General features: G+C 70.2%; 19 protein-coding genes. 7 read left to right on the top strand and 12 right to left on the bottom strand.

Annotated features, from left to right (window positions below; translation table 11 throughout):
- Positions 1 to 9 precede the first annotated feature (9 nt).
- A complete protein-coding gene (locus ACIA5C_RS38660; protein ID WP_396064205.1) occupies positions 10 to 762 on the bottom strand; it encodes a TetR/AcrR family transcriptional regulator in 753 nt (250 codons plus the stop codon).
- A gap of 93 nt (positions 763 to 855) precedes the next feature.
- On the opposite strand from ACIA5C_RS38660, the gene ACIA5C_RS38655 reads away from it, so the two are divergent.
- A complete protein-coding gene (locus tag ACIA5C_RS38655; RefSeq protein WP_396064203.1) occupies positions 856 to 2526 on the top strand; it encodes an MFS transporter in 1671 nt (556 codons plus the stop codon).
- Positions 2527 to 2530: 4 nt separating this feature from the next.
- Here the strand turns inward: ACIA5C_RS38655 and ACIA5C_RS38650 are convergent, their stop codons facing one another.
- The 3 genes from ACIA5C_RS38650 to ACIA5C_RS38640 all read right to left on the bottom strand — a co-directional run bounded on the left by ACIA5C_RS38650 (position 2531) and on the right by ACIA5C_RS38640 (position 4627).
- Positions 2531 to 2941: a rhodanese-like domain-containing protein gene (locus tag ACIA5C_RS38650; RefSeq protein ID WP_396064201.1), complete on the bottom strand. Its 411-nt coding sequence runs from the start codon at positions 2939 to 2941 to the stop codon at positions 2531 to 2533.
- The gene (locus tag ACIA5C_RS38645; RefSeq protein ID WP_396064199.1) at positions 2938 to 3450 is read right to left on the bottom strand and encodes a cysteine dioxygenase; all 513 of its coding nucleotides are present in this window, start codon (positions 3448 to 3450) and stop codon (positions 2938 to 2940) included. Before ACIA5C_RS38645 ends, ACIA5C_RS38650 begins: the two co-directional genes overlap by 4 nt.
- A gap of 139 nt (positions 3451 to 3589) precedes the next feature.
- Positions 3590 to 4627 carry a CorA family divalent cation transporter gene (locus tag ACIA5C_RS38640; RefSeq protein ID WP_396064197.1) on the bottom strand — a complete coding sequence of 346 codons (1038 nt, stop codon included), beginning with the start codon at positions 4625 to 4627 and terminating at the stop codon, positions 3590 to 3592.
- A 246-nt stretch (positions 4628 to 4873) separates the two neighbouring features.
- Between ACIA5C_RS38640 and ACIA5C_RS38635 the strand changes: the two genes are divergently transcribed.
- The 3 genes from ACIA5C_RS38635 to ACIA5C_RS38625 all read left to right on the top strand — a co-directional run bounded on the left by ACIA5C_RS38635 (position 4874) and on the right by ACIA5C_RS38625 (position 7579).
- On the top strand, positions 4874 to 6199 hold the full coding sequence (locus ACIA5C_RS38635) for a neprosin family prolyl endopeptidase (RefSeq protein WP_396064195.1): 1326 nt from the start codon (positions 4874 to 4876) through the stop codon (positions 6197 to 6199).
- Positions 6200 to 6350: 151 nt separating this feature from the next.
- A complete protein-coding gene (locus ACIA5C_RS38630) occupies positions 6351 to 6872 on the top strand; it encodes a sigma-70 family RNA polymerase sigma factor (RefSeq protein ID WP_396064192.1) in 522 nt (173 codons plus the stop codon).
- Positions 6869 to 7579, top strand: coding sequence for an anti-sigma factor family protein (locus ACIA5C_RS38625; RefSeq protein WP_396064190.1), 711 nt, complete (start codon positions 6869 to 6871; stop codon positions 7577 to 7579). The genes ACIA5C_RS38630 and ACIA5C_RS38625 overlap by 4 nt, the downstream gene beginning before the upstream one ends.
- 11 nt (positions 7580 to 7590) lie before the next feature.
- Here ACIA5C_RS38625 and ACIA5C_RS38620 read toward each other — a convergent pair whose 3' ends face one another.
- The 5 genes from ACIA5C_RS38620 to ACIA5C_RS38600 all read right to left on the bottom strand — a co-directional run bounded on the left by ACIA5C_RS38620 (position 7591) and on the right by ACIA5C_RS38600 (position 15687).
- Positions 7591 to 8598: an ABC transporter permease gene (locus tag ACIA5C_RS38620; RefSeq protein WP_396064188.1), complete on the bottom strand. Its 1008-nt coding sequence runs from the start codon at positions 8596 to 8598 to the stop codon at positions 7591 to 7593.
- A complete protein-coding gene (locus tag ACIA5C_RS38615) occupies positions 8595 to 9563 on the bottom strand; it encodes an ABC transporter permease (protein ID WP_396064186.1) in 969 nt (322 codons plus the stop codon). Before ACIA5C_RS38615 ends, ACIA5C_RS38620 begins: the two co-directional genes overlap by 4 nt.
- Positions 9560 to 11083: a sugar ABC transporter ATP-binding protein gene (locus ACIA5C_RS38610; protein ID WP_396064184.1), complete on the bottom strand. Its 1524-nt coding sequence runs from the start codon at positions 11081 to 11083 to the stop codon at positions 9560 to 9562. The genes ACIA5C_RS38615 and ACIA5C_RS38610 overlap by 4 nt, the downstream gene beginning before the upstream one ends.
- A gap of 51 nt (positions 11084 to 11134) precedes the next feature.
- Positions 11135 to 12157: an ABC transporter substrate-binding protein gene (locus tag ACIA5C_RS38605; RefSeq protein ID WP_396064181.1), complete on the bottom strand. Its 1023-nt coding sequence runs from the start codon at positions 12155 to 12157 to the stop codon at positions 11135 to 11137.
- A 206-nt stretch (positions 12158 to 12363) separates the two neighbouring features.
- Positions 12364 to 15687: a BTAD domain-containing putative transcriptional regulator gene (locus tag ACIA5C_RS38600; protein WP_396064179.1), complete on the bottom strand. Its 3324-nt coding sequence runs from the start codon at positions 15685 to 15687 to the stop codon at positions 12364 to 12366.
- Between the two features lie 226 nt (positions 15688 to 15913).
- Here ACIA5C_RS38600 and ACIA5C_RS38595 point away from each other — a divergent pair, with 226 nt between their 5' ends.
- On the top strand, positions 15914 to 16537 hold the full coding sequence (locus ACIA5C_RS38595; protein ID WP_396064177.1) for a LuxR C-terminal-related transcriptional regulator: 624 nt from the start codon (positions 15914 to 15916) through the stop codon (positions 16535 to 16537).
- Positions 16538 to 16549: 12 nt separating this feature from the next.
- Here the strand turns inward: ACIA5C_RS38595 and ACIA5C_RS38590 are convergent, their stop codons facing one another.
- Both ACIA5C_RS38590 and ACIA5C_RS38585 read right to left on the bottom strand, forming a co-directional pair.
- Complete coding sequence (locus tag ACIA5C_RS38590) at positions 16550 to 16834, bottom strand: hypothetical protein (protein WP_396064175.1); 285 nt, start codon at positions 16832 to 16834, stop codon at positions 16550 to 16552.
- A 52-nt stretch (positions 16835 to 16886) separates the two neighbouring features.
- Entirely contained in the window at positions 16887 to 18104 is a 1218-nt protein-coding gene (locus tag ACIA5C_RS38585) for an FAD-dependent oxidoreductase (RefSeq protein WP_396064173.1), read from the bottom strand.
- A 73-nt stretch (positions 18105 to 18177) separates the two neighbouring features.
- Between ACIA5C_RS38585 and ACIA5C_RS38580 the strand changes: the two genes are divergently transcribed.
- Both ACIA5C_RS38580 and ACIA5C_RS38575 read left to right on the top strand, forming a co-directional pair.
- A complete protein-coding gene (locus tag ACIA5C_RS38580) occupies positions 18178 to 18810 on the top strand; it encodes a TetR/AcrR family transcriptional regulator (protein ID WP_396064171.1) in 633 nt (210 codons plus the stop codon).
- A gap of 4 nt (positions 18811 to 18814) precedes the next feature.
- A complete protein-coding gene (locus ACIA5C_RS38575) occupies positions 18815 to 19861 on the top strand; it encodes a S66 peptidase family protein (protein WP_396064169.1) in 1047 nt (348 codons plus the stop codon).
- A gap of 17 nt (positions 19862 to 19878) precedes the next feature.
- On the opposite strand, the gene ACIA5C_RS38570 is transcribed toward ACIA5C_RS38575, so the two are convergent.
- Entirely contained in the window at positions 19879 to 20382 is a 504-nt protein-coding gene (locus tag ACIA5C_RS38570; protein ID WP_396064166.1) for a GNAT family N-acetyltransferase, read from the bottom strand.
- Positions 20383 to 20406 lie beyond the last annotated feature (24 nt).

Genomic DNA, 20406 nt, shown 5'->3' with positions numbered 1-20406 from the left:
ATCTTGATATCAGAGCTGACGGTTTCCCGACATGTCGGGCGAGTGGCCGGCCGGTACGTGCCGGCTGAGGCCGCCGACGATCATGTCGAGGCCGAACTCGAACCGGTCGGTGCCGTTGATGTCGCCGACGATCTCGGCCGCGTGCTTGCGCAGGTGGGGATATGTCTCCTCGGGCAACTCGGCGTAATAGGCCTGCAAATCGGACGAGAGCTGCTCGAGGAAGGTCTCCTTGTCGGTGCCGGCCGACGAGACGTGTCCGCGCCAGATCGACAATTCGTAGGCGTCCGCGGTGATGTAGAGAAAGATGCGGTCGAGCGCCCACCCGGCTATCCGGGCCGGGACGCCGCCGGCCAGCATCAGCCCGAGCATGGACTCGGAGACCCGCATCGCGTTGGGCCCGGTCGGAACCGTGGCCAGTGCGGCCCGGGCCAGGTCGTTGTGGTCGAGCATCGCCTGATAGCAGGCGCGGGCGAGCTCCTTGACCTGCTCCTGCCAGCGGGCCGGGTCGGGCACGGGAACCGTGATCGTGCCGCACATCTCGTCGAACATCAGCTGGAGCAGCTCGTCCTTGTTGGCCACGTGGGCGTAGAGGCTGGACGGGCCGGTCTCGAACTCGGCCGCGACGCGCCGCATGCTGGCCGCATCAATGCCTTCCACGCGCACGATGCGCAGGGCGGCCTGCACGATCTCGTCGCGGGTGAGGGGGGTCCGGACGGGGCGACCGGCCGCCGACCTCTGGTGTCTCCACGGGAACTCGTTCATCGTCGCCAAATTTACCTTGACGCGAACGCTGTTCGCCAGTAGAACGGTGTTCGTAGCCACGAACAGTGTTCAGCATCCTCCGGGGGGACCTCCATGCAAGCCCTGCTCGAAGAGACCAAGGCCTCCGCGCCTTACCGATATCGCTGGGTCGCGCTCTTCGTGATCCTCGCGGCCGAGGTGATGGATCTCCTCGACTCGCTGGTCACCACCATCGCCGGTCCCTCGATCCGCGCCGAGCTGGGCGGCTCGTACGCGTTGATCCAGTGGCTGGGCGCGGCATACACGCTGGCCATGGCGATCGGCCTGCTGACCGGCGGCCGTCTCGGCGACATCTTCGGCCGGCAGCGCATGTTCCTGGTCGGGGCGGCCGGCTTCACGATCGCCTCGCTCGGCTGCGCGCTCTCCCAGGCACCGGGCGAGCTGATCGCGGCCCGGACCGTGCAGGGCCTGTTCGGCGCGGTCATGCTGCCCCAGGGCCTCGGCATGATCCGCCAGATGTTCACCGACCCCAAGGAGATGGCCAAGGCGTTCGGCGCCTTCGGCCCGGTGATGGGTCTCGGCGCCGTCGCGGGTCCCATCCTGGCCGGCTGGCTGGTCGACGCCGACTACTTCGGCTCCGGCTGGCGCATGATCTTCTTCATCAACGTGCCGCTCGGCATCTTCGCGGTCGTCGGCGCGCTCCGATTCCTGCCCGACTCGCGGCTGCCCAAGCCGCCCCGCCTCGACCTGGTCGGGGTGCTGTTCGCCGCCGGCGGTGCGTTCCTGCTGCTCTTCCCGCTGGTGCAGGGCCGCGAGCTCGACTGGCCGGTCTGGTGCTTCGTGATGCTGGCGGCCGGCGTCGTGGTGTTCGCCGTCTTCTCGTACTTCGAGAGCCGGCGTGAACGCAACGGTCTCGACTCGCTGGTCACGCCGAGCCTGTTCCGCAAGCGCGCGTTCACCGGCGGCCTGGCGGTGGGCATGGTCTTCTTCGGTGCGCTGATCGGCACCGGGCTGATCTTCACCTTCTATCTGCAGATCGGTCTCGGCTACTCGCCGCTCAAGGCCGGCCTGTCGACGCTGCCGCAGGCGCTGGGCACGATCGTCGGCTTCGGGATCGCGGCGGCGGGCCTGACCGTGAAACTGGGCCGCCGGCTGCTGCAGCTCGGCACCCTGATCATGCTGGTCGCGACGGCCGCCTTCGCCTACACGGTGTGGCTGGCCGGGGCGGGCATCAACCCCTACCAGATGATTCCGTCGCTGCTGTTCCTCGGCATCGGCATGGGCATGGCGATGGCGCCGTTCTTCAACATCGTGCTGGCCGGTGTAGACGACCACGAGACCGGCTCGGCGTCCGGCGCGCTCACCTCGGTGCAGCAGCTGGGCGGCGCGTTCGGCATCGCGGTGCTCGGCACGATCTTCTTCGCCCTGCTGCCCGGCGCGGTCACTCACCACGTCGACCACTCGGCGATCGAGCTGCGCACGGTGCTGACCGCGACCGGGGTGCCGGCGGAGGCGCAGCCGGGGGTCACGGCCGGCCTGCGGGCCTGCCTAGCCGACCGCGTCTCGGAGAACGACCCCGATGTGGTGCCGGCCAGCTGCCGCGGCGCCGGCTCGGCGCAAAACCAGGATCCGAAGATCGGGGCGTACGTGACCGAGCAGGTGCAGAGCGGCTTCCGCGACACGACGATCCGTACGACTTCGGTGACCGTGCTGCTGCTCCTGCTCGCCTTTGGACTGTCGTTCCTCCTGCCGCGACAGGCGCGGCCGGAGGAGGACGGTCACTAGCCGGCTATCCGGTGGTCGGGAGGCCGGCTGCGCGCCAAGCGGCGTAGCCGCCGGCCAGGTCGGTCGCCCGGTGCAGGCCGAGGTCCTGCAGGGCGGCCGCGGCCAGGCTGCTGGTGTAGCCCTCCTGACAGGTGATGATCACCTCCAGGTCGTAGCGGTCGGCGAACGGCAGCCGGGCCTCGCTGCGCGGGTCGAGGCGCCACTCGAGGACGTTGCGCTCGATCACGATCGCGTCCGGGATCTCGCCGTGCTCGGCGCGCTGGGCGGCCGGTCGGATGTCGATCAGCACGGCGCCGTCGCGAACGGCGGCGGCCACCGCGGCCGGGCCGAGGCGGTGCAGGCGGGCCCGGGCCGCGGCCAGCAGATCGTCGATGCCGAGCGAGCCCGGCGGCGGGGCCAGCACGCTCGCGGTCACCACTGGACTCCCGCCGCCTCGACCGTACGGATCTCCAGCCCGGCCGAGGTCAGGCGATAGCGAGTCATGGTGGCCAGCGCCGGGCCGTAGACGTGGATGCTGGTCGCCGGCCGGGCCGACCGGTTGGTGACGCGGTGGATGTGCCGGGGGCCGAAGCGGCGGCCGGCGCCGTCGCCCAGTTCGCGGGTGGTGACCTGCGGCCGCCCACCGGCCGGCCGGCCACCGGTCGGGCGCGTCTCCTCGGTCAGCGTGCCGCCGGTGACCGTCTCCTCGGTCAGCGTGCCGCCGGACACCAGGAACGCGCCCGCCGAGCCGCCGTGGTCGTGCAGGTCGGTGCCCTGCCCGGGCAGCCAGGTGAGCAGCCAGACCTCGTGGTCGTCGGCGACCGCGAGCCGGTGGTACCAGCGATCGACCGGGTTGAACCGGGGCGCGACCGGCCACTGCTCGGGTGAGGCGGCGTAGCGGGCGGCGATGGCGAGATAGTCGAGGCGGACGTCGACGGCGGTCACGGGAGCTCCTCACTTTGCATACATTGCCTATCAGTCCTATAGGTTAACCGGCGCAGGGCGGCCTTAGGGTCCGGAACGCGCGGATACGGTTGGCTGAAACGTGCTTCGGTCGCCGGAGCGACGCGAAAAAGCAGGTCAGCTAGGACAGCAGGCGCTGGCGCAGCGCGCCAGATCGACCGCCAGATCGGCGATGAGAGGGATGGCCTTCCGCTGCATGGGGCCCATGGTGGCCCGGCGCGAGAACTACCGTCAAACCGGTTCCGCCATGTGGACCCTTACCACCAGCCGCGGCGCTTGGCCCACGCCAGCCATGATCGAGAGCACCACGGCCAACGGGGTGACGTGGGTGGTGCCGTTGACGATGATGTTCATGCCGTAGATCGAGGAGGGCGCCGTATTCGCGCTCGCCGTCGGCCAGGTTGCGGATGCGGTTCATCTGGTCGGTCGCGTCGGCGATCAGCGGGCGTTCGTCGACCGGGATGCGTGCCTCCAGCGCGGCCACCCGGCCCAGCACCTCGGCGCCGAGCGCGCCCATCATGCGTACGGCGAGCAGGCCGTGCCAGGCCCCGAAGAGCTCCTCCAGGAACTCTTCCGGGTTGCCCATGTGCCCGCCGGTCACCCGCCGCTCCAGATCCCAGACGTCGCGGGTCAGATCCTCGATGAACGCCTTGAGCCGGTGGGTCAGGGCCGAAGTGATCGCGTACGACAACTCGTAGGGGGAATCCGGTCGTAGCCGGCCCGCCTCGATCCTTTTGCGCACCCCGTCCGTTTCGCGTAATGCGACGTCGATCGGAACGGTGGGATTGATCGGACCGGGCACGGTGACGACGTACTTTTCCCCGATTATCTGATCGAGTGCGAGATAGTGGACATGACTGGACGGTCCCCGTTCCGGTCCGTGCAAGATCAAAAGCTGTTGATGCGGATAAATCCGGACTCTTGGCACGCGATTGCGTTGCATACAGTCACGGACAGCCAAGGGGTGGCACTTCAGTACGTCGGTCAGCAGGGTGACGGCCTGGTCGCTGCACTCCGGAACGTCCACCCACACCAGGGTGGCGTCCCGCGCCAGAAGGGTTGCGACCTCGTCCACCGAGTGGCTCCCGATCATCCCGCCGGTCAACGACAGCACCCGGATCCCGGCAATACGATCAACCTGGACCTGAAAGAAGCTCATAGCCGTTTGCCTCTTTCCGAACAACACGTGAAAAGAGCCCCTCCGCAACCGTCTCAACACGCTCCGTCGAACAAATTGACCTGCGGATCGGCCATCTTGCCGTGGCGACTCAGCCGTTAAGGCGGAAATCCGCTCGGCATGCTCAACTGCAATCGAGAAAGCTATATGGTGACGTCCGCCGCCGAAACGGTGCCGGAGAAGCCTCGCCCGCCTCCGCCGATCCCCCCGATGAACGAGGACGGACACGTGTTGAAGTCACGCCGCGGTCTCCTTGCCGCCGGCCTAGCCGTCGCCGTGGTCGGCGCCCTGGGCGTTGCCTCGACAATGAACGCGGGCGCGGAACAGGTCTCCGGTGACCAGGGTGCCGCCACGGCGCCCGTCGCCGACCAGGCCGATGCTTCCGCCGCGTCGACCCCGCCGCCCACCCTGCCCTGGGGCGGCAAGCCGCAGCGGGCCCGCCGCGGCCGGGACGGCACCTCCAGCCGCTCGCTGAAGAACCAGGGTCTCCAGGTCGCCGCCCCCCGGCAGGGGCACACAGTGGATTTCGCGCCCAAGGGCCGATCGAGCAAGACCGGCCTGCTGCGCTCCGAGCCGACCGACCTGCAGCCGCCCGCTCCGCCCGCGTCGCCCTCGGCCACGACGACCGCGCCGGCTGACAAGACGACTACCCCCGCCACGACGTCGCCCACCACGGCGCCCGCGACGACCGCACCGACCACGACCGCACCGACCACGACTGCACCGGTGGCGCCGCTGGCGGCCACCAGCGCGGCGGCCGGCACGACGAACACCGCCCCGAGCGTCGCCGCGTCCACCACGCCGCCGGAGACCGGCAACGGTTCCACGAGCAAGTCGGCGAAGTTCTCCTACACCATCGGTTCGCAGGACGCGGTCGCCGACGGGATGTACGCGGCGATCGACATCAAGAAGCCGGTGCTGGCCAAGGGCGAATACCACACGCTCGCCGAACTGGCGGTGCAGACGGCCGACGGCTACCAGACCGTCGAGGTGGGCTGGAACGTCGACCGCGCGGTCAACGGGGACGACGATCCGCACATCTTCGTCTTCCACTGGGTCAACAACGTGCCGGCCTGCTACAACGGCTGCGGATTCCTGCCCTACGACGGCGGGGTCAAGGCCGGCGACACGCTGCCGGTCGACACTCTGAAGAAGTTCGGCATCGAGCACTTCAACAACGCCTGGTGGATCGCCTACGACACGACCTATGTCGGCTCCTTCCCGGACAAGCTCTGGACCGGCCAGGGTGTCGACTTCACCCAGGGCCAGTACTTCCAGGCCTTCGGCGAGGTCGCGGCACCGACCACCCAGCCGTGCTCGCAGATGGGCAGCGGCCAGAAGGTCAACGACGAGAAGGGCACGGGGGCGCGCATCGGCAGCGTCACCTTCATCAACGGCCCGGCGGTCAACCTGAGCATGTACTCGGACAATGCCGTCTACGGCATCAGTCCGATCCTGAAGTCGGTCAAGTCGTTCCGGTACGGCGGGCCCGGTGCGAGCGATCCCGACAACACCGCGCCCGACATCGCCAAGATTTCGCCCAAAGCCTGCTGATCAGTTCACCCACGACACGATGCCCGGTCCCGGCGAGGGGGATCGGGCATCGTCCGTTCCGGGGGCGGAAATCTGAGCCTCACAGTCGAACCGGAAACCGGTGGGAGGTGTAATACCCACTGGACGGGCCGCGATTCGAGAGGCAGGCCGGATGAGGCGACGGGGTAGCCCCGACGAGGAGCTGATGACCGCGCTCTACACCGAGCACTATGCGGTCCTGCTCAGCTTCATCCTGCGTTACGTGCACGACCGGCACCGGGCGGAAGACCTGGTGCAGGAGACGCTGTTGCGGGCCTGGAAGCACATCGGCCACCTGGACCGTGACCCCGGCCGCACCCGGTCCTACCTGCTGACGATCGCCCGCAACGTGGTGACCAACGCCTGGCGGGCCGAGCAGCGCCGGCCCCATCTGGTCGCCGACGAGGCCGCGGTCGCCGCCGTGCCGTCGGCCGACAACGTCGATCAACTGGTCGAGGGCTGGCTCGTCGCCGAGGCACTGGAGCGGCTCTCGGCCGAGCACCAGGCGGTGGTGCGGGCCATGTACTACGAGGGTCAGAGCGTCGCCGACGCGGCCCAGAAGCTGTCGGTGCCCGAGGGCACCGTGAAGTCGCGGACCTACTACGCCGTGCGCGCCTTGCGAACCGCGTTCGAGGAGATGGGGGTCCTGCGGTGAGCGCCGACCACGACGAGCTGCGCCGGCTCCTCGGCGGTTACCTGCTCGGCGGCCTCGACGAGGCCGACACCGATCGGCTCGACGCCCACCTGCGCGACTGCGACGACTGTCGCGCGGAGCTGGACGAGCTCGCCGCCGTACCGGAACTTTTGAAGCGTCTGCCGGAAGCCCAGCGTGCGGGGGGCGACGGCGGGCAGGCGCCGATCAGCCTGGCGGCCCGCCCGAGTGCCGAGAACATCGAGGGCCTGCTGCGCAAGATGCGGGACGAGCGGTCCCGGGAGAGCCGCACGGCACGCGTACGCTGGCTCGCCGCGGCCGCCGTAGTCGTGGTCGCGGCCGCCATCGGCTTCGGCGTGGTGCGCGGCAACCACGGTCAGTCGACGCCCGAGGCACTCCCGAGCCCGCAGCTGGTCACGGCCCAGTTCGAGGCGGCCGCGGGCAGCGGCATGGCCGGTCAGGCAACGTTGACGCCCAAGACGTGGGGTGTCTCGGTCTCGCTGGACGTGAGCCGGCTGCAGGGCGAGGGGCCGTTCCTCTGCCAGGTGCGTGACCACGAGGGCGAGGTGGAGCAGGCCGCGACCTGGGGGCCGACGCCGACCGGTAATGCCAAGGTGATCGGCGCCAGCTCCATCCAGCTGCGCAACGTCAGCAAGATCACGGTGGCCGACCATGCGGGCCACGTGCTCGGAACCGCCGACGTGAACTAGGTGCCGGGCGACTAGGTCACCCGGCGGAGTTTCACCAGGTAGGTCTGGGCGACCACGACCAGGGCCAGGAACGCCCCGCTGATCACCTGTTGCCAGTTGCTGTTGAGGTTGCCGACCTGGTTGATCAGGTTCTGGATGACGCCGAGCAGCAGCACGCCGGCGATGGTGCCGGCGATCGTGCCGGCCCCGCCGGTCAGCAGGGTGCCGCCGATGACCACGGCGGCGATCGCGTTGAGTTCCATGCCGCTGCCGAGGACGGTCACGCCGGAGCCGAGCTTGGCCGCGTTGATCGCCCCGGCCAGCCCGGCGAGCAGGCCGGACATCACGTAGACCCAGACCTTGGTGCGGCGTACGGCGATGCCCATCAGGGCCGCGGCGTCCTCGCTGCCGCCGAGCGCGTAGACCGCTCGCCCGAACCGGGTGCGGGCCAGCACCACGATCCCGCACACCACCAGCACCGCGACGAGCCAGACCGGGTAGCCCAGGCCGAGGAACGAGCCGCTGCCGAAGTGCGCGAACGGCTTGCTGTCGACCAGGTAGGTCTCCGAGCCTTCCCTGCTGATCGCCCGCATCAGGCCGCGGGCGCCCAGCAGGGCGGCCAGGGTGACGATGAACGGCGCCATCCGGGTGTACGCGATGAGCAACCCGTCGATGAGCCCGATCGCGCCGCAGACCAGCAGCGGGGCGGCGAACGCGGCGACCCAGCCGTACTGGGAGGCCCACGCCGCGACCACACCGCCGAGCACGTAGAGCGATCCGACCGACAGGTCGATGCCGCCGGTGATGATCACGAAGGTCATGCCGAGCGCGATCAGCATCGGCGGCGCGGCCGCGACCAGGATCGTCGCGGCGTTGTCGAAGCTGCGGAAGTTGGGGAAGGCGGCCAGCGACACCACGACCACGACCAGGAGCACGGCGAGCGCGCCCTGGCGTTGCACGGTCCCGACGATCCGGTCGGTGCGCTCGGCCCGGCGGATATCCTCGGCGACGATCGCTGCCGGGGCCTCGGACACGATCATCGGGTTTTCCTTTCCCGGGCGACGTAGACGGCGATCAGGATGATCACGGCCTGCACCATCTCGGTCGTCGACGGCTGCAGGTTGTGCTTGATCATCGTGGCGATGACCAGTTGCATCAGCAGGGCGCCGGCGACCGTGCCGACGACGCGCACCCTGCCGCCGGTGAGCGGGGTGCCGCCGACCACGACCGCGGTGATCGCGGACAGTTCGATCAGCAGGCCGACCGACGACGCGTCGCTCGACTGGATGCGGGAGACCGACAGCAGCCCGGCGATCGAGGCGAGCACCGAGCACACCACGTACACGGTGATCAGGACCCGTTTGACCGGGACGCCGGCGAGTTCGGTGGCGGGCCGGTTGCCGCCGATCGCGAGCAGCCGGCGGCCGAAAACGGTGCGCCGCACCACGAACGCGACCACCGCCACCAGCAGCGCGGCGATCCAGACCAGCACCGGGATGCGGAGCACGTCACCGGAGCCGAGGTAGAGGAAGTTGGCGTCGTGGATGTCCACCAGTTTGCCCTTGGAGATCACCACGGCCAGGCCTCGTCCGCCCACGAACAGCGCGAGTGTGGCGACGATCGGTTGTAACCCGACCTTCGCCACCAGCACCCCGTTGATCAACCCGACGACCACGCCGGCGATCAGCGACACGACGATCGCGGCGACCACGCCGTACCCCAGGTAGAGCGGGATGACCGCGGCCGCGAGGGCCATCACTGAGCCGACCGAGAGGTCGATGCCCTCGGTGCCGATGACCAGCGCCATGCCGAGCGCCACGATGACGATCGGGGCCACCTGGATCAGCTGGATGCGCAGGTTGCTCCAGGTCAGGAAGTACGGTGTGAAGAAGATGTTGTAAAGCACGAGCAGCACGATCGCCAGGTAGACGCCGTACTTCGGCAGCCAGGTCCGGACGCGGGCCAGGTCCACGGTGGACCGGCCGGCTACGGCTTCGCCGGTCATCGGGTGCCTCCCGCGATCTGAGCCAGCAGTTCCTCGGTCGTGACGGCGTCGCCGGTCAGGATGCCGACGACCACGCCGTCGCGGAGCACCACCACCCGGTCGGCGCCCTCGATCAGCTCTTCGGCGTCCGAGGAGACCAGCACGACGCCCAGGCCCTCGGCGGCCAGTTCGTCGATCAGCGACTGCACCTCGGCCTTGGCACCGACGTCGATGCCACGGGTCGGCTCGTCGAGCAGCAGCACCTTGGGGCCGGTGGCGAGCAGCCGGGCCAGCAGCACTTTCTGCTGGTTGCCGCCGGAGAGGTCGCCGACCAGCTGGTCGGGGCTGGACGCCTTGATGCGCAGGCGGGTCATGTACTTCTCGACGATCTCGTCGATCCGCTTGTCGGACACCAGTCCGAGGCGCGACATGCGGGGGAGGACGGCGAGCGCGATGTTCTCGCGTACGGAAAGACCCGCGACGATGCCCTCGGCCTTGCGATCTTCCGGTTGCACCGCGATGCCCGCCTTGACGGCCTTGACCGGGGTCGGTTTTCCCAGGTCGGCGCCGTCGACCTCGACGTCGCCGGAGTCCAGCGGGTAGGCACCGCCGATCGCCTTGATCGTCTCGCTGCGGCCGGCGCCGAGCAGTCCGCCGAGGCCGACGACCTCGCCCGGGCGCACCTCGAAGCTGATCTCGTGCAGCTTGTGCCGGTCGGTCAGGCCGGTCGCCTTGAGAACCGGGGCGGCGGCGTCGTCGCCCGTCGTCTCGCCGCTGCCTCGGTTGGCGGAAAAGGCGGTCAGTCCTTTTCGTCTTACTTCGGTCATGTCGCGGCCGAGCATCAGCGACACGAGCCGGATCCGCTCCAGTTCGGCGAGCTTGCCGGTGTGCACGACCTTCCCGTCCCGCAGGATCGTGACCGCGTCGCAGATGCGGTAGAGCTCGTCCAGCCGGTGGCTGACGTAGACGATGCCGATGCCCCGCTCGTGCAGCGTGCGGATGACGCCGAACAGCGTCTCCACCTCGCGCGGCTCGAGCGACGACGTCGGCTCGTCCATGATCACGACCTTGGCGTCGACCATCACCGCCCGGGCCAGCGCGACCATCTGCTGCGCGCCGAGCGGCAGCGTCCCGAGTGGGCGGGCGACGTTTGTCGTGACGCCGTAGCCGGCCAGGGTCTCAGCCGCCTCGCGTCGCATCCGGCGCTCGTCGAGGAGCCCGAACGCCGTGCGCGGCTCCCGGCCCAGGAACAGGTTGTGGGCGACGCTCATCAGCGGGACGAGGTTGACCTCCTGGTAGATCGTGGAGATCCCGGCCCGCTGGGCGTCCATCGGCGAGCCGAACGTCACGGCCTCACCGGCATAGCGAAGCTCACCGGAGTCGGGTCGGTACACCCCGGTGAGCACTTTGATCAGAGTGGATTTCCCGGCGCCGTTCTCGCCGACCAGAGCATGGACCTCACCCGGTTGCAGGGCGAAGGAGACCTGGTCGAGCGCGCGTACGCCGGGGAAGGTCTTGCTGACTCGGGTGACCTCGAGCATCTCTTCCCCAAAAGCTTGCGGGAGCGCCTTGCGGCGCTCCCGCTGACGGACTCAGTACGCGCTGTTGACGTCGGTCTTGGCGTTGCCCTCGTCGTACTGCCGGTCCTGGATGACGATGTCCTCGCCGACCGGGGTACCGCTCAGGAACTTGCTCGCGGTGTCGAACGCGAGCGGGCCGAACCGCGGGTTGGACTCGATGACCGCGCTGGCCCAGCCGTCGACGATCGCCTGAACGGCGTTCTTGGTGCCGTCGACCGAGACCACCTTGACGTCGCCGGCCTTCTTGCCGGCGCTCTTGAGCGCGGTGATCGCGCCGAGGGCCATCTCGTCGTTCTCGCCGTAGATGCCGTTGATATCGGGGTTGGACTGCAGCAGCTGCTCGGCGACCTTTTGCCCGTCCTCGCGGGCGAAGTTGCCCGTCTGTTCAAAGACGATCTTTACGTCGGGCGCGACCTTGGCGATCTCGTCCTTGAAACCGCTGGTACGCAGCGTGGTGACGTTGTTGCCGGGCGAGCCGAGCAGGATCGCGACCTTGCCCTTGTTGCCCAGCGCCTTGGCCATCTCGTCGGCCGCCCGCTTGCCCTGCTCCGCGAAGTCCGACCCGATGAAGGTCAGGTAGTCCTTGCAGGCAGTCGCGTTGATCTTGCGGTCGATCGTGATGATCGGGATGTGCTTGGCCGAGGCCTTGGCGAACACCGAGTCCCAGCCGTCCGAGTTCAGCGGCGCGATGACCAGCACCTGGACGCCCGAGTCGATCATCTGCTCGACGTCGCTGATCTGCTTGTTGAACTCGGAGTTCGCGTTGGTGGCGGTCAGCTTGGTGATGCCCAGCTTGGCCGCCTCGTCCTTGATGGACTTGGTTTCCGTGATACGGAACGGGTTGGCCTCCTTCTCCGACTGGGAGAAGCCGACCTTGGCCGTCTTGAGGTCGATCTTGGTGCCGCCGTACTGGTCGATAGAGCAGGTCGGCCCGCTCGCCGAGGCGGAGGCGACGACCTGGGCTCCGGCCGAGGCCGGGGCGGAACCGGAGTTGCTCGAGCCGCTGTCTTCCGACTTGGCGCATGCACTGACCATGAGCAGGGCAGCACCTAGAGTGACGGCCGCGGGGCGTAAGCGGCCGGGATATGTGCGCATGTTTGAGCTCCTTGGTGGGTCGAACATCGGGGAGTAACCACCTGGAAACACATTCACGCACTATCAAACTTTTCCTGTCAAGCATGAGCACCAAACCAATCACAAGCGAACGCCGCGCACGGACGTCGATGCGAAATGGGGAAAGATCAAATAGCGATGGTCGATGTGCGCGCCAGGTCCCAGCGCGCCGACAACGCCGAGTAGAGACTCCGGGCCTCCTCCGGTCGTTCACCGCTCAGCAGCGCCGCGTCCTCCAGTGCGACCGCCCGCTCGAACACCCGCCCCACCTGGCGGTAGTGCTCGGCCGCGGCCAGCGCCGGAGCCGGATCGCCGAGCAGCAGTGCCTGGCAGCGCAGGTTCGCCGCGTACGCCCGGGCGGGCCGGACCTCCCGGGCCGCCTCCGCCGCGCAGATCGCCGCCGCCTGTTCGGCAATGTCCGAACGCGACAGGGTGCGGGCGAGGCGCACGACATCGGGTAGCCACTGGTGCCGCAGCATCATCGGGGCGTACGCCGGCTGCAGCAGCGGCGCCAGGACCTCGAGCGCCTCCTCGCCCCGGCCCCGCTGCTGGGCCGCGAGCGACCGGGCCACCAGCAGGAAGTCGCAATTTTCCCGCTCAGCCTCGCTCGCCGGCACCGCGTCGGCCGCGCCGAGATGCGCCGCGGCCAGGTCGGGGGCGTCGCGATGCAGGGCGATCAGGGCGGCCACGCCGTGCAGCAGCATCGTCACCGCGCCCGGCTCGCGCAGCCCGTGGAAGCCGATGCCCGGAGCGTCCTCGGTCACCGCACTCACCTCGGCCAGCGCCTCGTCCCACCGGCCGAGCCAGTAGTCCTGCACCGCGGTCGCCACGTGCAGGCTGGCCGGCAGCCGATGCGCGGCGGAGAACGCGACGGCAGTCTCCAAAGTGGTCTGCGCCTCGTCGAGGCGGTCGAGATTTTGCAGCGAGAACAGCCGGTTGTCGAGCAGGTCGACAGCGGTGCCGGCCAGCTCTTCATGGCCGCTGACCACGGCGAGAGCACGGTCCACATGGGCCAGCGCCCGCTCGTGGTCGCGCCGGATCGAGCTCGTCATCCAGATCGTCTGCAGGGCGTACGCGCTCTCGTACGGCTCCCCCGCCGCCATCGCCTCGGACAGCACGATCTCGGCCCGCCGCTCGGCCAGGTCGAGATCGTCGAGGTCGCCGCGGCGGAAATTGGCCAGCAGCTGGCGGTGCCGGGTGCGCCAGATCGTCGGCACTCGGGAGTCGTCGACCGCGTCGCGCAGCATGGCCACCGCCTCGGCGATCTCGCCCCGCCGGTAACGCATAGTGGCCAGCAACTGCCGCATCTCGGCCTTGTCGGCCGGATCGGTGGCGAGAGTCAACGCCTGTTCGGCCTCGGTCATCGGGTAGTGCTCGCGCCGGAACTCCAGCCGCACGAGGGCGACCAGCAGCACGCCGCGCTGCCCGGCCGACGGCAGGGCGGTCGCGAGCGTACGGCGGATCAGCTCCCCGGCGATCTGCGGCGCCCGGCGGACGACCTCGGCGTGATGGTCGAGCAGCCAGCCCAGCACCCAGCTGTCGACCACCGGGGTCTGCGCGGTCAACTGCTCGGCCACCCGGGTCACCGGGCTCCCGCCGGCCGCCAGCACCTCGGCCGCGTGCCGGTGCAACCCGGCCCGCAGCGCCGGCGGCACGCTCTCGACCAGCACCTCGCGCAGGTAGGGATGCCGGAACGCCAGGTCGGTTCCGCTGTTCACCAGCAGATCGGCGGTCAACGCCTCCTCCAGCGCGCCGACCAGCTCCAGCGCCGACCGCCCGGTCACCGCGACGACCTCGCTGACCGAGAACTCGAAGCCGAGCAGCGCGGCCAGCCGCAGCACCTCCCGGGTCTCCGGCGACAACAGGTCGAGGCCGGCGTGCACGGCGTCGAGCAGGGTCTGCGGCGGATCGACGGTCACGTCGGGGGCGGTGTCGGCGCAGCCGCCGGCGATCTGGATCGCGTCCCGCTGGCGGAGCGCGCCGATCAGCTCGCGGGCGAACAGCGGATTGCCGCCGGCCCGGGCGGTCAGGGCGCGCAGGTGCGGGCCGGGCGGAGCGCCGACCAGCGATTCGACGAGCCGGTCGATCTCGGGCGCGGCGAGCGGGCGGAGCCGGACCGGCCGAGGCTGGCGGGACTGCACGGCCCGGCGCAGCATCGCCAGCCGCGGTTCGCTCCGGGCGCTCGCCACCAGCAACAACGGCAGGCGGGGGGTGAGCGCCAGGAGGCGCTCCCAGACTCGTACGGTCGCCGAGTCGGCCCACTGCATGTCGTCGACGATCAGCACCAACGGGGTGGCCGCGCAGGCCCCGCGCACCGCGGCCACAACCTGGTCCTCGGCCACCGCCGGCTCGGCGACCGGGCTGCGCGGCCGCCGCGACGCGGTCTCCAGGCCGAGCGCCCGCGACAGCACCTGCAGGGGCACGCGGGAGCCCAGCTGGTCGGCGGCACCCCAGGCCACCCGGCACCCGGCGTCGGCCGCGTCGGCGAAGGCGAGGGTCAGCAGCTCGGTCTTGCCGATGCCGGGCTCGCCCTCGATCCAGACCGCCGACCCGCTGCCCGCGGCCGCCGTACGCACCAGCCCGCGCAGCTGATCGATCTCGGCCGCCCGCCCGAACGAGTCGCGCCCGGCCAGACCGTCGCGCAACGCCTTGGCGACCGCGGTCGGCACGACCGTGCGCGACGGTTCGGGCACCGGGATCGCGGCCGGCCGCTCGGCCGAACCGGCCAGCACCTGGCGTTGCAGGTCGCGCAGCGCCGGACCGGGCTCGATGCCCAGCTCAGCGACCAGGGTGCGGCGGGCCGACCGGAAGACCTCGAGTGCCTCGGCGTGCCGGCCGGCCCGGTGCAACGCGCGCATCAGCAGCTCATGCAGCGGCTCGTGCAGCGGGTTGTCGCGGACCAGGCCGGTCAGCTCGGCGACCAGGCCGTCGTCGCCACCCTCGTCGAGCAGGATGCGGGCCCGCTGCTCCGCCGCGGCCAGGCGCAACTCGGCCAGGCGCTGACGGTCCAGCTCGAGGAAGGGTCCGGCCAGGGTCGCGTACGCGTCGCCGCGCCAGAGCGCGAGCGCCTCGTCGAGCCGTTCCGCCGCCTCCCGGCCCCGGCCCGCCGCGAGAAGCTCGGCCGCGATCGCCCGCAGCCGCTGGAACCGGCTCGCGTCCAGGTCGTCGGGGGCCACCCGCAGCAGGTATCCGCCCGAGGCCGAGCTGAGCATGCCCGGCTCGAGCCCGCGGCGCAGACCGGACACGTACGTGTAGACGCTGCCGGCGGCGGTGGCCGGCGGCGAGTCACCCCAGATCGCGGTGATCAGCTCGTCGCGGCCGACCAGCCGCCCGGCGTGGGCGGCGAGCACGGCGAAGACGGCCCGCTGCCGCCCGGGACCCAGCTCGATCTCGAGCTCGTCGACCCAGGCACGCACCGGACCGAGCACGCAGATGCGCAACGTGTTCGGCACGTGTCCTCCCCGATCGGTGATTGCCAACTTCACCGGAGACGGCCCGGGTGTCAATGGATAACGGAAACCGGACGTACGGGCACTCCTGCTTCGCCCCGCTTCCGCCGTCCTTCGGACCTCTGGTGAACTGGGCTGTCGCTCGTTACGGTCGTGTGAAGGATCCATGAAGATTCTCTGAAGGAGCTTCTCCGAGACTGACTCCACTTCGCTACTGGGAGGTGGAGTCATGGAACAGGTCCGGGTCTCGTTGCAGGCGACCGATCCGCTCAGCCACGCCGGTCTGGCCGCGCTGATGCAGTACCGCACCGACGTCACGGTGCTGCGCCCGGCGCAGCGAGCCGAGGCCGACGTGCTGGTGATGGCGGCCGAACGGCTCTCCTCCGATGTGGTCGCCTCGCTGCGGCGAGCCGGCAGCGAATCGGGCATTCCGGTCGTGCTGGTGGTCCAGGAGATCGCCGAGGCGGAACTGCTCACCGCGGTCGAGTGCCGCGTGGTGGCGATCTTGCCCCGGGCGGCGGTCACCGCCGAACGGCTCGCCCACAGCGTGAAGGCGGCGGCCGCGGGCGGCGGGGTCATGCCGCCCAACCTGGTCGGTGAGCTGCTCAAACACGTCGAGCGCATGCAGCGCGACGTGCTCACGCCGAACGGCCTCAACCCGTCCGGCCTGACCCCGCGCGAGATCGACGTCCTCCGCCTGATGGCCGACGGCTTCGACACCAACGAGATCGCGGGCAAGCTCTGTTACTCCGAGCGCACGGTCAAGAACGTCATCTACGGCGTGACCCACCGCCTCAAGCTCCGCAACCGCTCGCACGCCGTCGCCTACGCCCTCCGCGCCGGCATGATTTAGAGCGGCCATAATCTAGCGCCGGGCCAGGGCGGCCCGGCAACGTTCGGCGTGCTTCGAGACCCGGTCGGCGAGCCGGCCGGGCAGTTCCGAACCCAGCACGACGACATCTGCGTCGTCGGCGGCGCTCCGGAACGCGGCCGGAAGGCGACCGGCGAGTTCGTCGATGCGGGCGATGACGCGTTCCGGGTCGAGCCGATTGCGGTCGGCGAACGACGCCCAGTGCCGCCCGGTGATCGCGGTGACCCGGTATTCCGAGCCGATCCGCATGGCCAGCTTCAGGGGCGCGTTCGCGCGCATCACTGTGCTCGTACGTGCACAGGGGCTCGACTGCGCACGGTCGTGCGCAAGGTCAGTTGCCGAGGCCGGCGGCGAAACGGCGTTTCATCGGTGGCACGGCACTGACCGTGCGGAGGGTGGTGCGCAAGGCGAGGCGCGCCGGGCGGTTGGCCGAAGCGCCCATGCGGGCGTTGCGCAGGGACTTGGCGACCGCGGCGAAGCCGTAGCCGCGCATCTGCTCCTCATAGGTGTGCACCGCGGTGCGCAGGTCGCCGGCCGTCAGCGTGCGGCGCAGCAGGTCGGCGTCGCGCAGGGCGGTGTTGGCGCCGATGCCGGCCATCGGGGTCATGTTGTGGATGGCGTCGCCGAGGAGCGTGACCGGGCCGGGCTCCCACGGGCCGACCGGGGTGGCGCTGCGCACCCGGATGGCGTTGATCGTGTCGGGGTCGGAGTCGCCGACCAGGTCGCGCAGACCCCGCGCCCAGCCGGTCGTGCGGTCGAGGACGAGCCGGCGCAGGTCGGCGCCGGCCAGCGCTTCCACGCCGGGCGGGAAGGTTGCGGTCACATCGGAGAAGCCCCAGAGCGCGTACGCCGTGGAGCCGGTCGCCGGGTCGGGGTGCCAGACCGACGTGAAGAGCGAGCCTCGCCGGGCCGGCAGCACGAGGTTGGTGTCGTCGGTGAGGACCCTCGGCAGGGTCGCGTCGGGAAGAGGGTGCTTCCCGGCGATCGCCAGAACGCCGGTGTCGATCCTCTCTGCGTGGGGGAGGAGCTGACGGCGTACGCGGGAATTGGCGCCGTCCGCACCGACCAGCAGGTCGCCGGTCGCCGTGCCGCCGTCCGTGAAGTGCGCGGTGACGCGCCCGTCCGGCGCGACCGTGTAGCGCTCGAATTCGGCGCCGAGCCGCAGCACCTCGTCGTCGAGGCCGGTGAGCAGCGCCTCCCGGAGCCCGAGCCGGCTCGCGCCGTGGTGTCCCTCGGCCGGATCGGTCTCCGGCAGGATCTCGGACGCGGTGAATCGCAGCAGGTCACGCAGGTGTTCGGTGACGAAGCCGAAGCCGCCGCCGCGCACCGACACCGTGTCCAGGAACCGCTGCCAGGCCTCGAGCGGGAGGCAGTCGTGCAGCGCCCGGCTGCCGTGCGGGTTGATGTGGATGCGGTAGCCCTGCAGCCAGTCGGTGCGGGCGTTCGTGCGTTCGAAGACGGTGACCCGGACGCCGGCTCGGAGCAGGCCGTGAGCGAGGCAGAGGCCGCCGATGCCACCGCCGATCACCAGTACGTGGATGCTTCTCATGCATCGAGTCTCAGACGTATGTATGACTTTGTCAAACGTACGTTTGATTAGTTCACCTGCTAACGTGATCGCCGTGACCCAGCCTCGCCGCTCGCCGCGCGGGCCGGACCGCAAACGCGACCCCGAGCGCACCCGCGAGCGCCTGCTCGAAGCCGCGCTGCTCGAGTTCGCCGAGCATGGATACGCGGGCGCCCGGATCAGCGCGATCGCCAAGCGGGCCGGGGTCAACCAGCAGCTGATCTCGTACTACTTCGACGGCAAGGAAGGCCTGTTCAAGGCCCTGCAGGGCCGCTGGCGGGACACCGCCGCGCAGGCCGGTCCCCCCGACCGGCCGCTGGCCGAGGTGGCGGCCGAGTTCCTGCGGCTCAACGCGGAGAACCGGCCGTGGGCCCGCATGCTCGTCTGGGGCGCCCTGGCCGACGGCGGTGCCGCCCCGGACGGCGGTGGTGCCGCCCCCGACGACGAGCCGTTCTTCCTCGGCATGGTCGACGACCTGCGCCGGCGCCAGGAGGCGGGCGAGATCGCGGCCGACCTCGATCCGGGCCATCTGATGCTGCTGCTGTTCGGTGCGGTGCTGGCGCCGACCGTGGTTCCGCACATCGCCCGGCAGTTCACCGGTCTCGACCCGGATTCCGGCGAATTCCGCGAGGCGTACGCGGCCCAGCTGAAACTCGTTATCGCGCGTCTGGCCGGACCGGTTCAATGAGGACATGAGTCCGAATCCGACCGTTCCGCCCAAGCTGCAGCCCGGTGACCGGGTCGCCATCGTCTCGCCCTCGTTCGCCGCGCCCGGCCCCTTCCCCGACGTGCATGAGCTCGCCATGCGCCGGGTCCGCGACGAACTCCAGCTGGAGCCGGTCGAGTTCCCGGCCACCCGCAAGCTCGGCTCGACCCCGGCCGAGCGGGCCGCCGACCTGATGGCGGCCTGGTCGGACCCGTCGATCCGGGCGGTCTTCGCGACGATCGGCGGCGACGATCAGATCACCGTGCTGCCGCATCTCGATCCGGCGCCGTTCCGCGCCGATCCGAAGCCGTTCTTCGGCTACTCCGACAACACCAACCTGCTCAACTGGCTCTGGAGGCAGGGTCTCGCGGCCTACCACGGCGGCTCCACCCAGGTGCACCTCGGCCGGGGTGCCGGCGTGCAGACCCAGCACCTGGCATCGCTGCGCGCGGCGCTCTTCGAGACCACCGATCTTCAGATCACGCCGGTCGAGCGGTTCAGCGACGAGGAGCTGGACTGGGCGTCGCCGGAGGCGCTGACCTCGGCGCCGCCCGACTGGCCCAGCCCGGGCTGGCAGTGGCACCGGCCGGACCGGGTGGTGAGCGCGCCGACCTGGGGCGGCAACCTCGAGATCATGTCGTGGAACCTGGCCGCCGACCGGTGGATCCGGCCGTCCGCCGACTACTCCGGCTGCGTGCTGCTGCTGGAGACGTCGGAAGAGATGCCGCCGGCCGAGGAGGTCTTCCGGATGCTGCGCAACGCGGGCGAGCGCGGCCTGCTCGAGCAGTTCCCGGCGGTGGTCGTGGCGACCGCCAAGGCGAGCAATATCGGCCACCGGCCGCCGCCGGACGAGCGGCAGAAGTTCCGCGACGAACAGCAGGCGGCGGTGGTGCGCGCGCTCGAGATGTACAACCCGGCGGCGATGGCCGTCTTCGGGGTGGACTTCGGGCACACGTCACCGCAGTGGGTGCTGCCCTACGGGGGCCGGATGACCGTCGACGGCCCGGCCCGCACGATCACCGCGCACTTCTGATCCGCAGATCGCTTGATTCAGAGATCGCGGCGCATGGCCAGGCGGGGCCACTCGTCGAGGCCGTGCGCCGCCTCCTCGGCCCGGAGCGCCCGCAGGCCAGGCGTCAGTTCGTCGTCGGCCAGCCGCCGGAAGCCGAGCCGCTCGTAGTAGGGCGCGTTCCAGGCCACCTCGGCGAACGTGGTCAGGGTCAGCGCGGGCGAACCCTGCGAACGGGCCCAACCGGCGACGTGTTCGATCAGTGCCGCCCCGATGCCGTGCCCGGCGTGGGCCGGGTCGACCGAGACCTGCTCGACGTGGGCCACCCCGTCGACCCAGAGGGCGAGCAGATAGGCGATCGGCTGGTCGTCCTCGTCGGCCGTGACCCAGGCCCGGCCGTCGCGCTGGAAGGTCAGCATCTCGTCGGCCGGCAGCGCCTCGTCGCCCGCGACCTTCGCCATGCCGACCTGCGCGAATGCCTTCCCGGCGGCCACCTCCAGGCGTCGCAGGGCCGGGATGTCTTCGGGTCGTGCCGTTCTGATCATCCGGCCAGTCTGACTAACCGGCCC

This window comes from Actinoplanes sp. NPDC051343, from assembly GCF_044455125.1.
In the GTDB taxonomy this organism is placed as follows: Bacteria; Actinomycetota; Actinomycetes; order Mycobacteriales; family Micromonosporaceae; genus Actinoplanes.
The sequence above is the reverse complement of the archived record's forward strand: the minus strand, read 5'-3'. Positions and strand labels throughout refer to the sequence as shown.

Bases quoted from the DNA above. Each gene is read 5' to 3' on its own strand.
- ACIA5C_RS38660 (WP_396064205.1), bottom strand. From the start codon at position 762: ATGAACGAGTTCCCGTGGAGACACCAGAGGTCGGCGGCCGGTCGCCCC.
- ACIA5C_RS38655 (WP_396064203.1), top strand. From the start codon at position 856: ATGCAAGCCCTGCTCGAAGAGACCAAGGCCTCCGCGCCTTACCGATAT.
- ACIA5C_RS38640 (WP_396064197.1), bottom strand. From the start codon at position 4,627: ATGAGCTTCTTTCAGGTCCAGGTTGATCGTATTGCCGGGATCCGGGTG.
- ACIA5C_RS38630 (WP_396064192.1), top strand. From the start codon at position 6,351: ATGAGGCGACGGGGTAGCCCCGACGAGGAGCTGATGACCGCGCTCTAC.
- ACIA5C_RS38620 (WP_396064188.1), bottom strand. From the start codon at position 8,598: ATGATCGTGTCCGAGGCCCCGGCAGCGATCGTCGCCGAGGATATCCGC.
- ACIA5C_RS38615 (WP_396064186.1), bottom strand. From the start codon at position 9,563: ATGACCGGCGAAGCCGTAGCCGGCCGGTCCACCGTGGACCTGGCCCGC.
- ACIA5C_RS38610 (WP_396064184.1), bottom strand. From the start codon at position 11,083: ATGCTCGAGGTCACCCGAGTCAGCAAGACCTTCCCCGGCGTACGCGCG.
- ACIA5C_RS38605 (WP_396064181.1), bottom strand. From the start codon at position 12,157: ATGGTCAGTGCATGCGCCAAGTCGGAAGACAGCGGCTCGAGCAACTCC.
- ACIA5C_RS38595 (WP_396064177.1), top strand. From the start codon at position 15,914: ATGGAACAGGTCCGGGTCTCGTTGCAGGCGACCGATCCGCTCAGCCAC.
- ACIA5C_RS38590 (WP_396064175.1), bottom strand. From the start codon at position 16,834: ATGCGCGCGAACGCGCCCCTGAAGCTGGCCATGCGGATCGGCTCGGAA.
- ACIA5C_RS38585 (WP_396064173.1), bottom strand. From the start codon at position 18,104: ATGAGAAGCATCCACGTACTGGTGATCGGCGGTGGCATCGGCGGCCTC.
- ACIA5C_RS38575 (WP_396064169.1), top strand. From the start codon at position 18,815: ATGAGTCCGAATCCGACCGTTCCGCCCAAGCTGCAGCCCGGTGACCGG.
- ACIA5C_RS38570 (WP_396064166.1), bottom strand. From the start codon at position 20,382: ATGATCAGAACGGCACGACCCGAAGACATCCCGGCCCTGCGACGCCTG.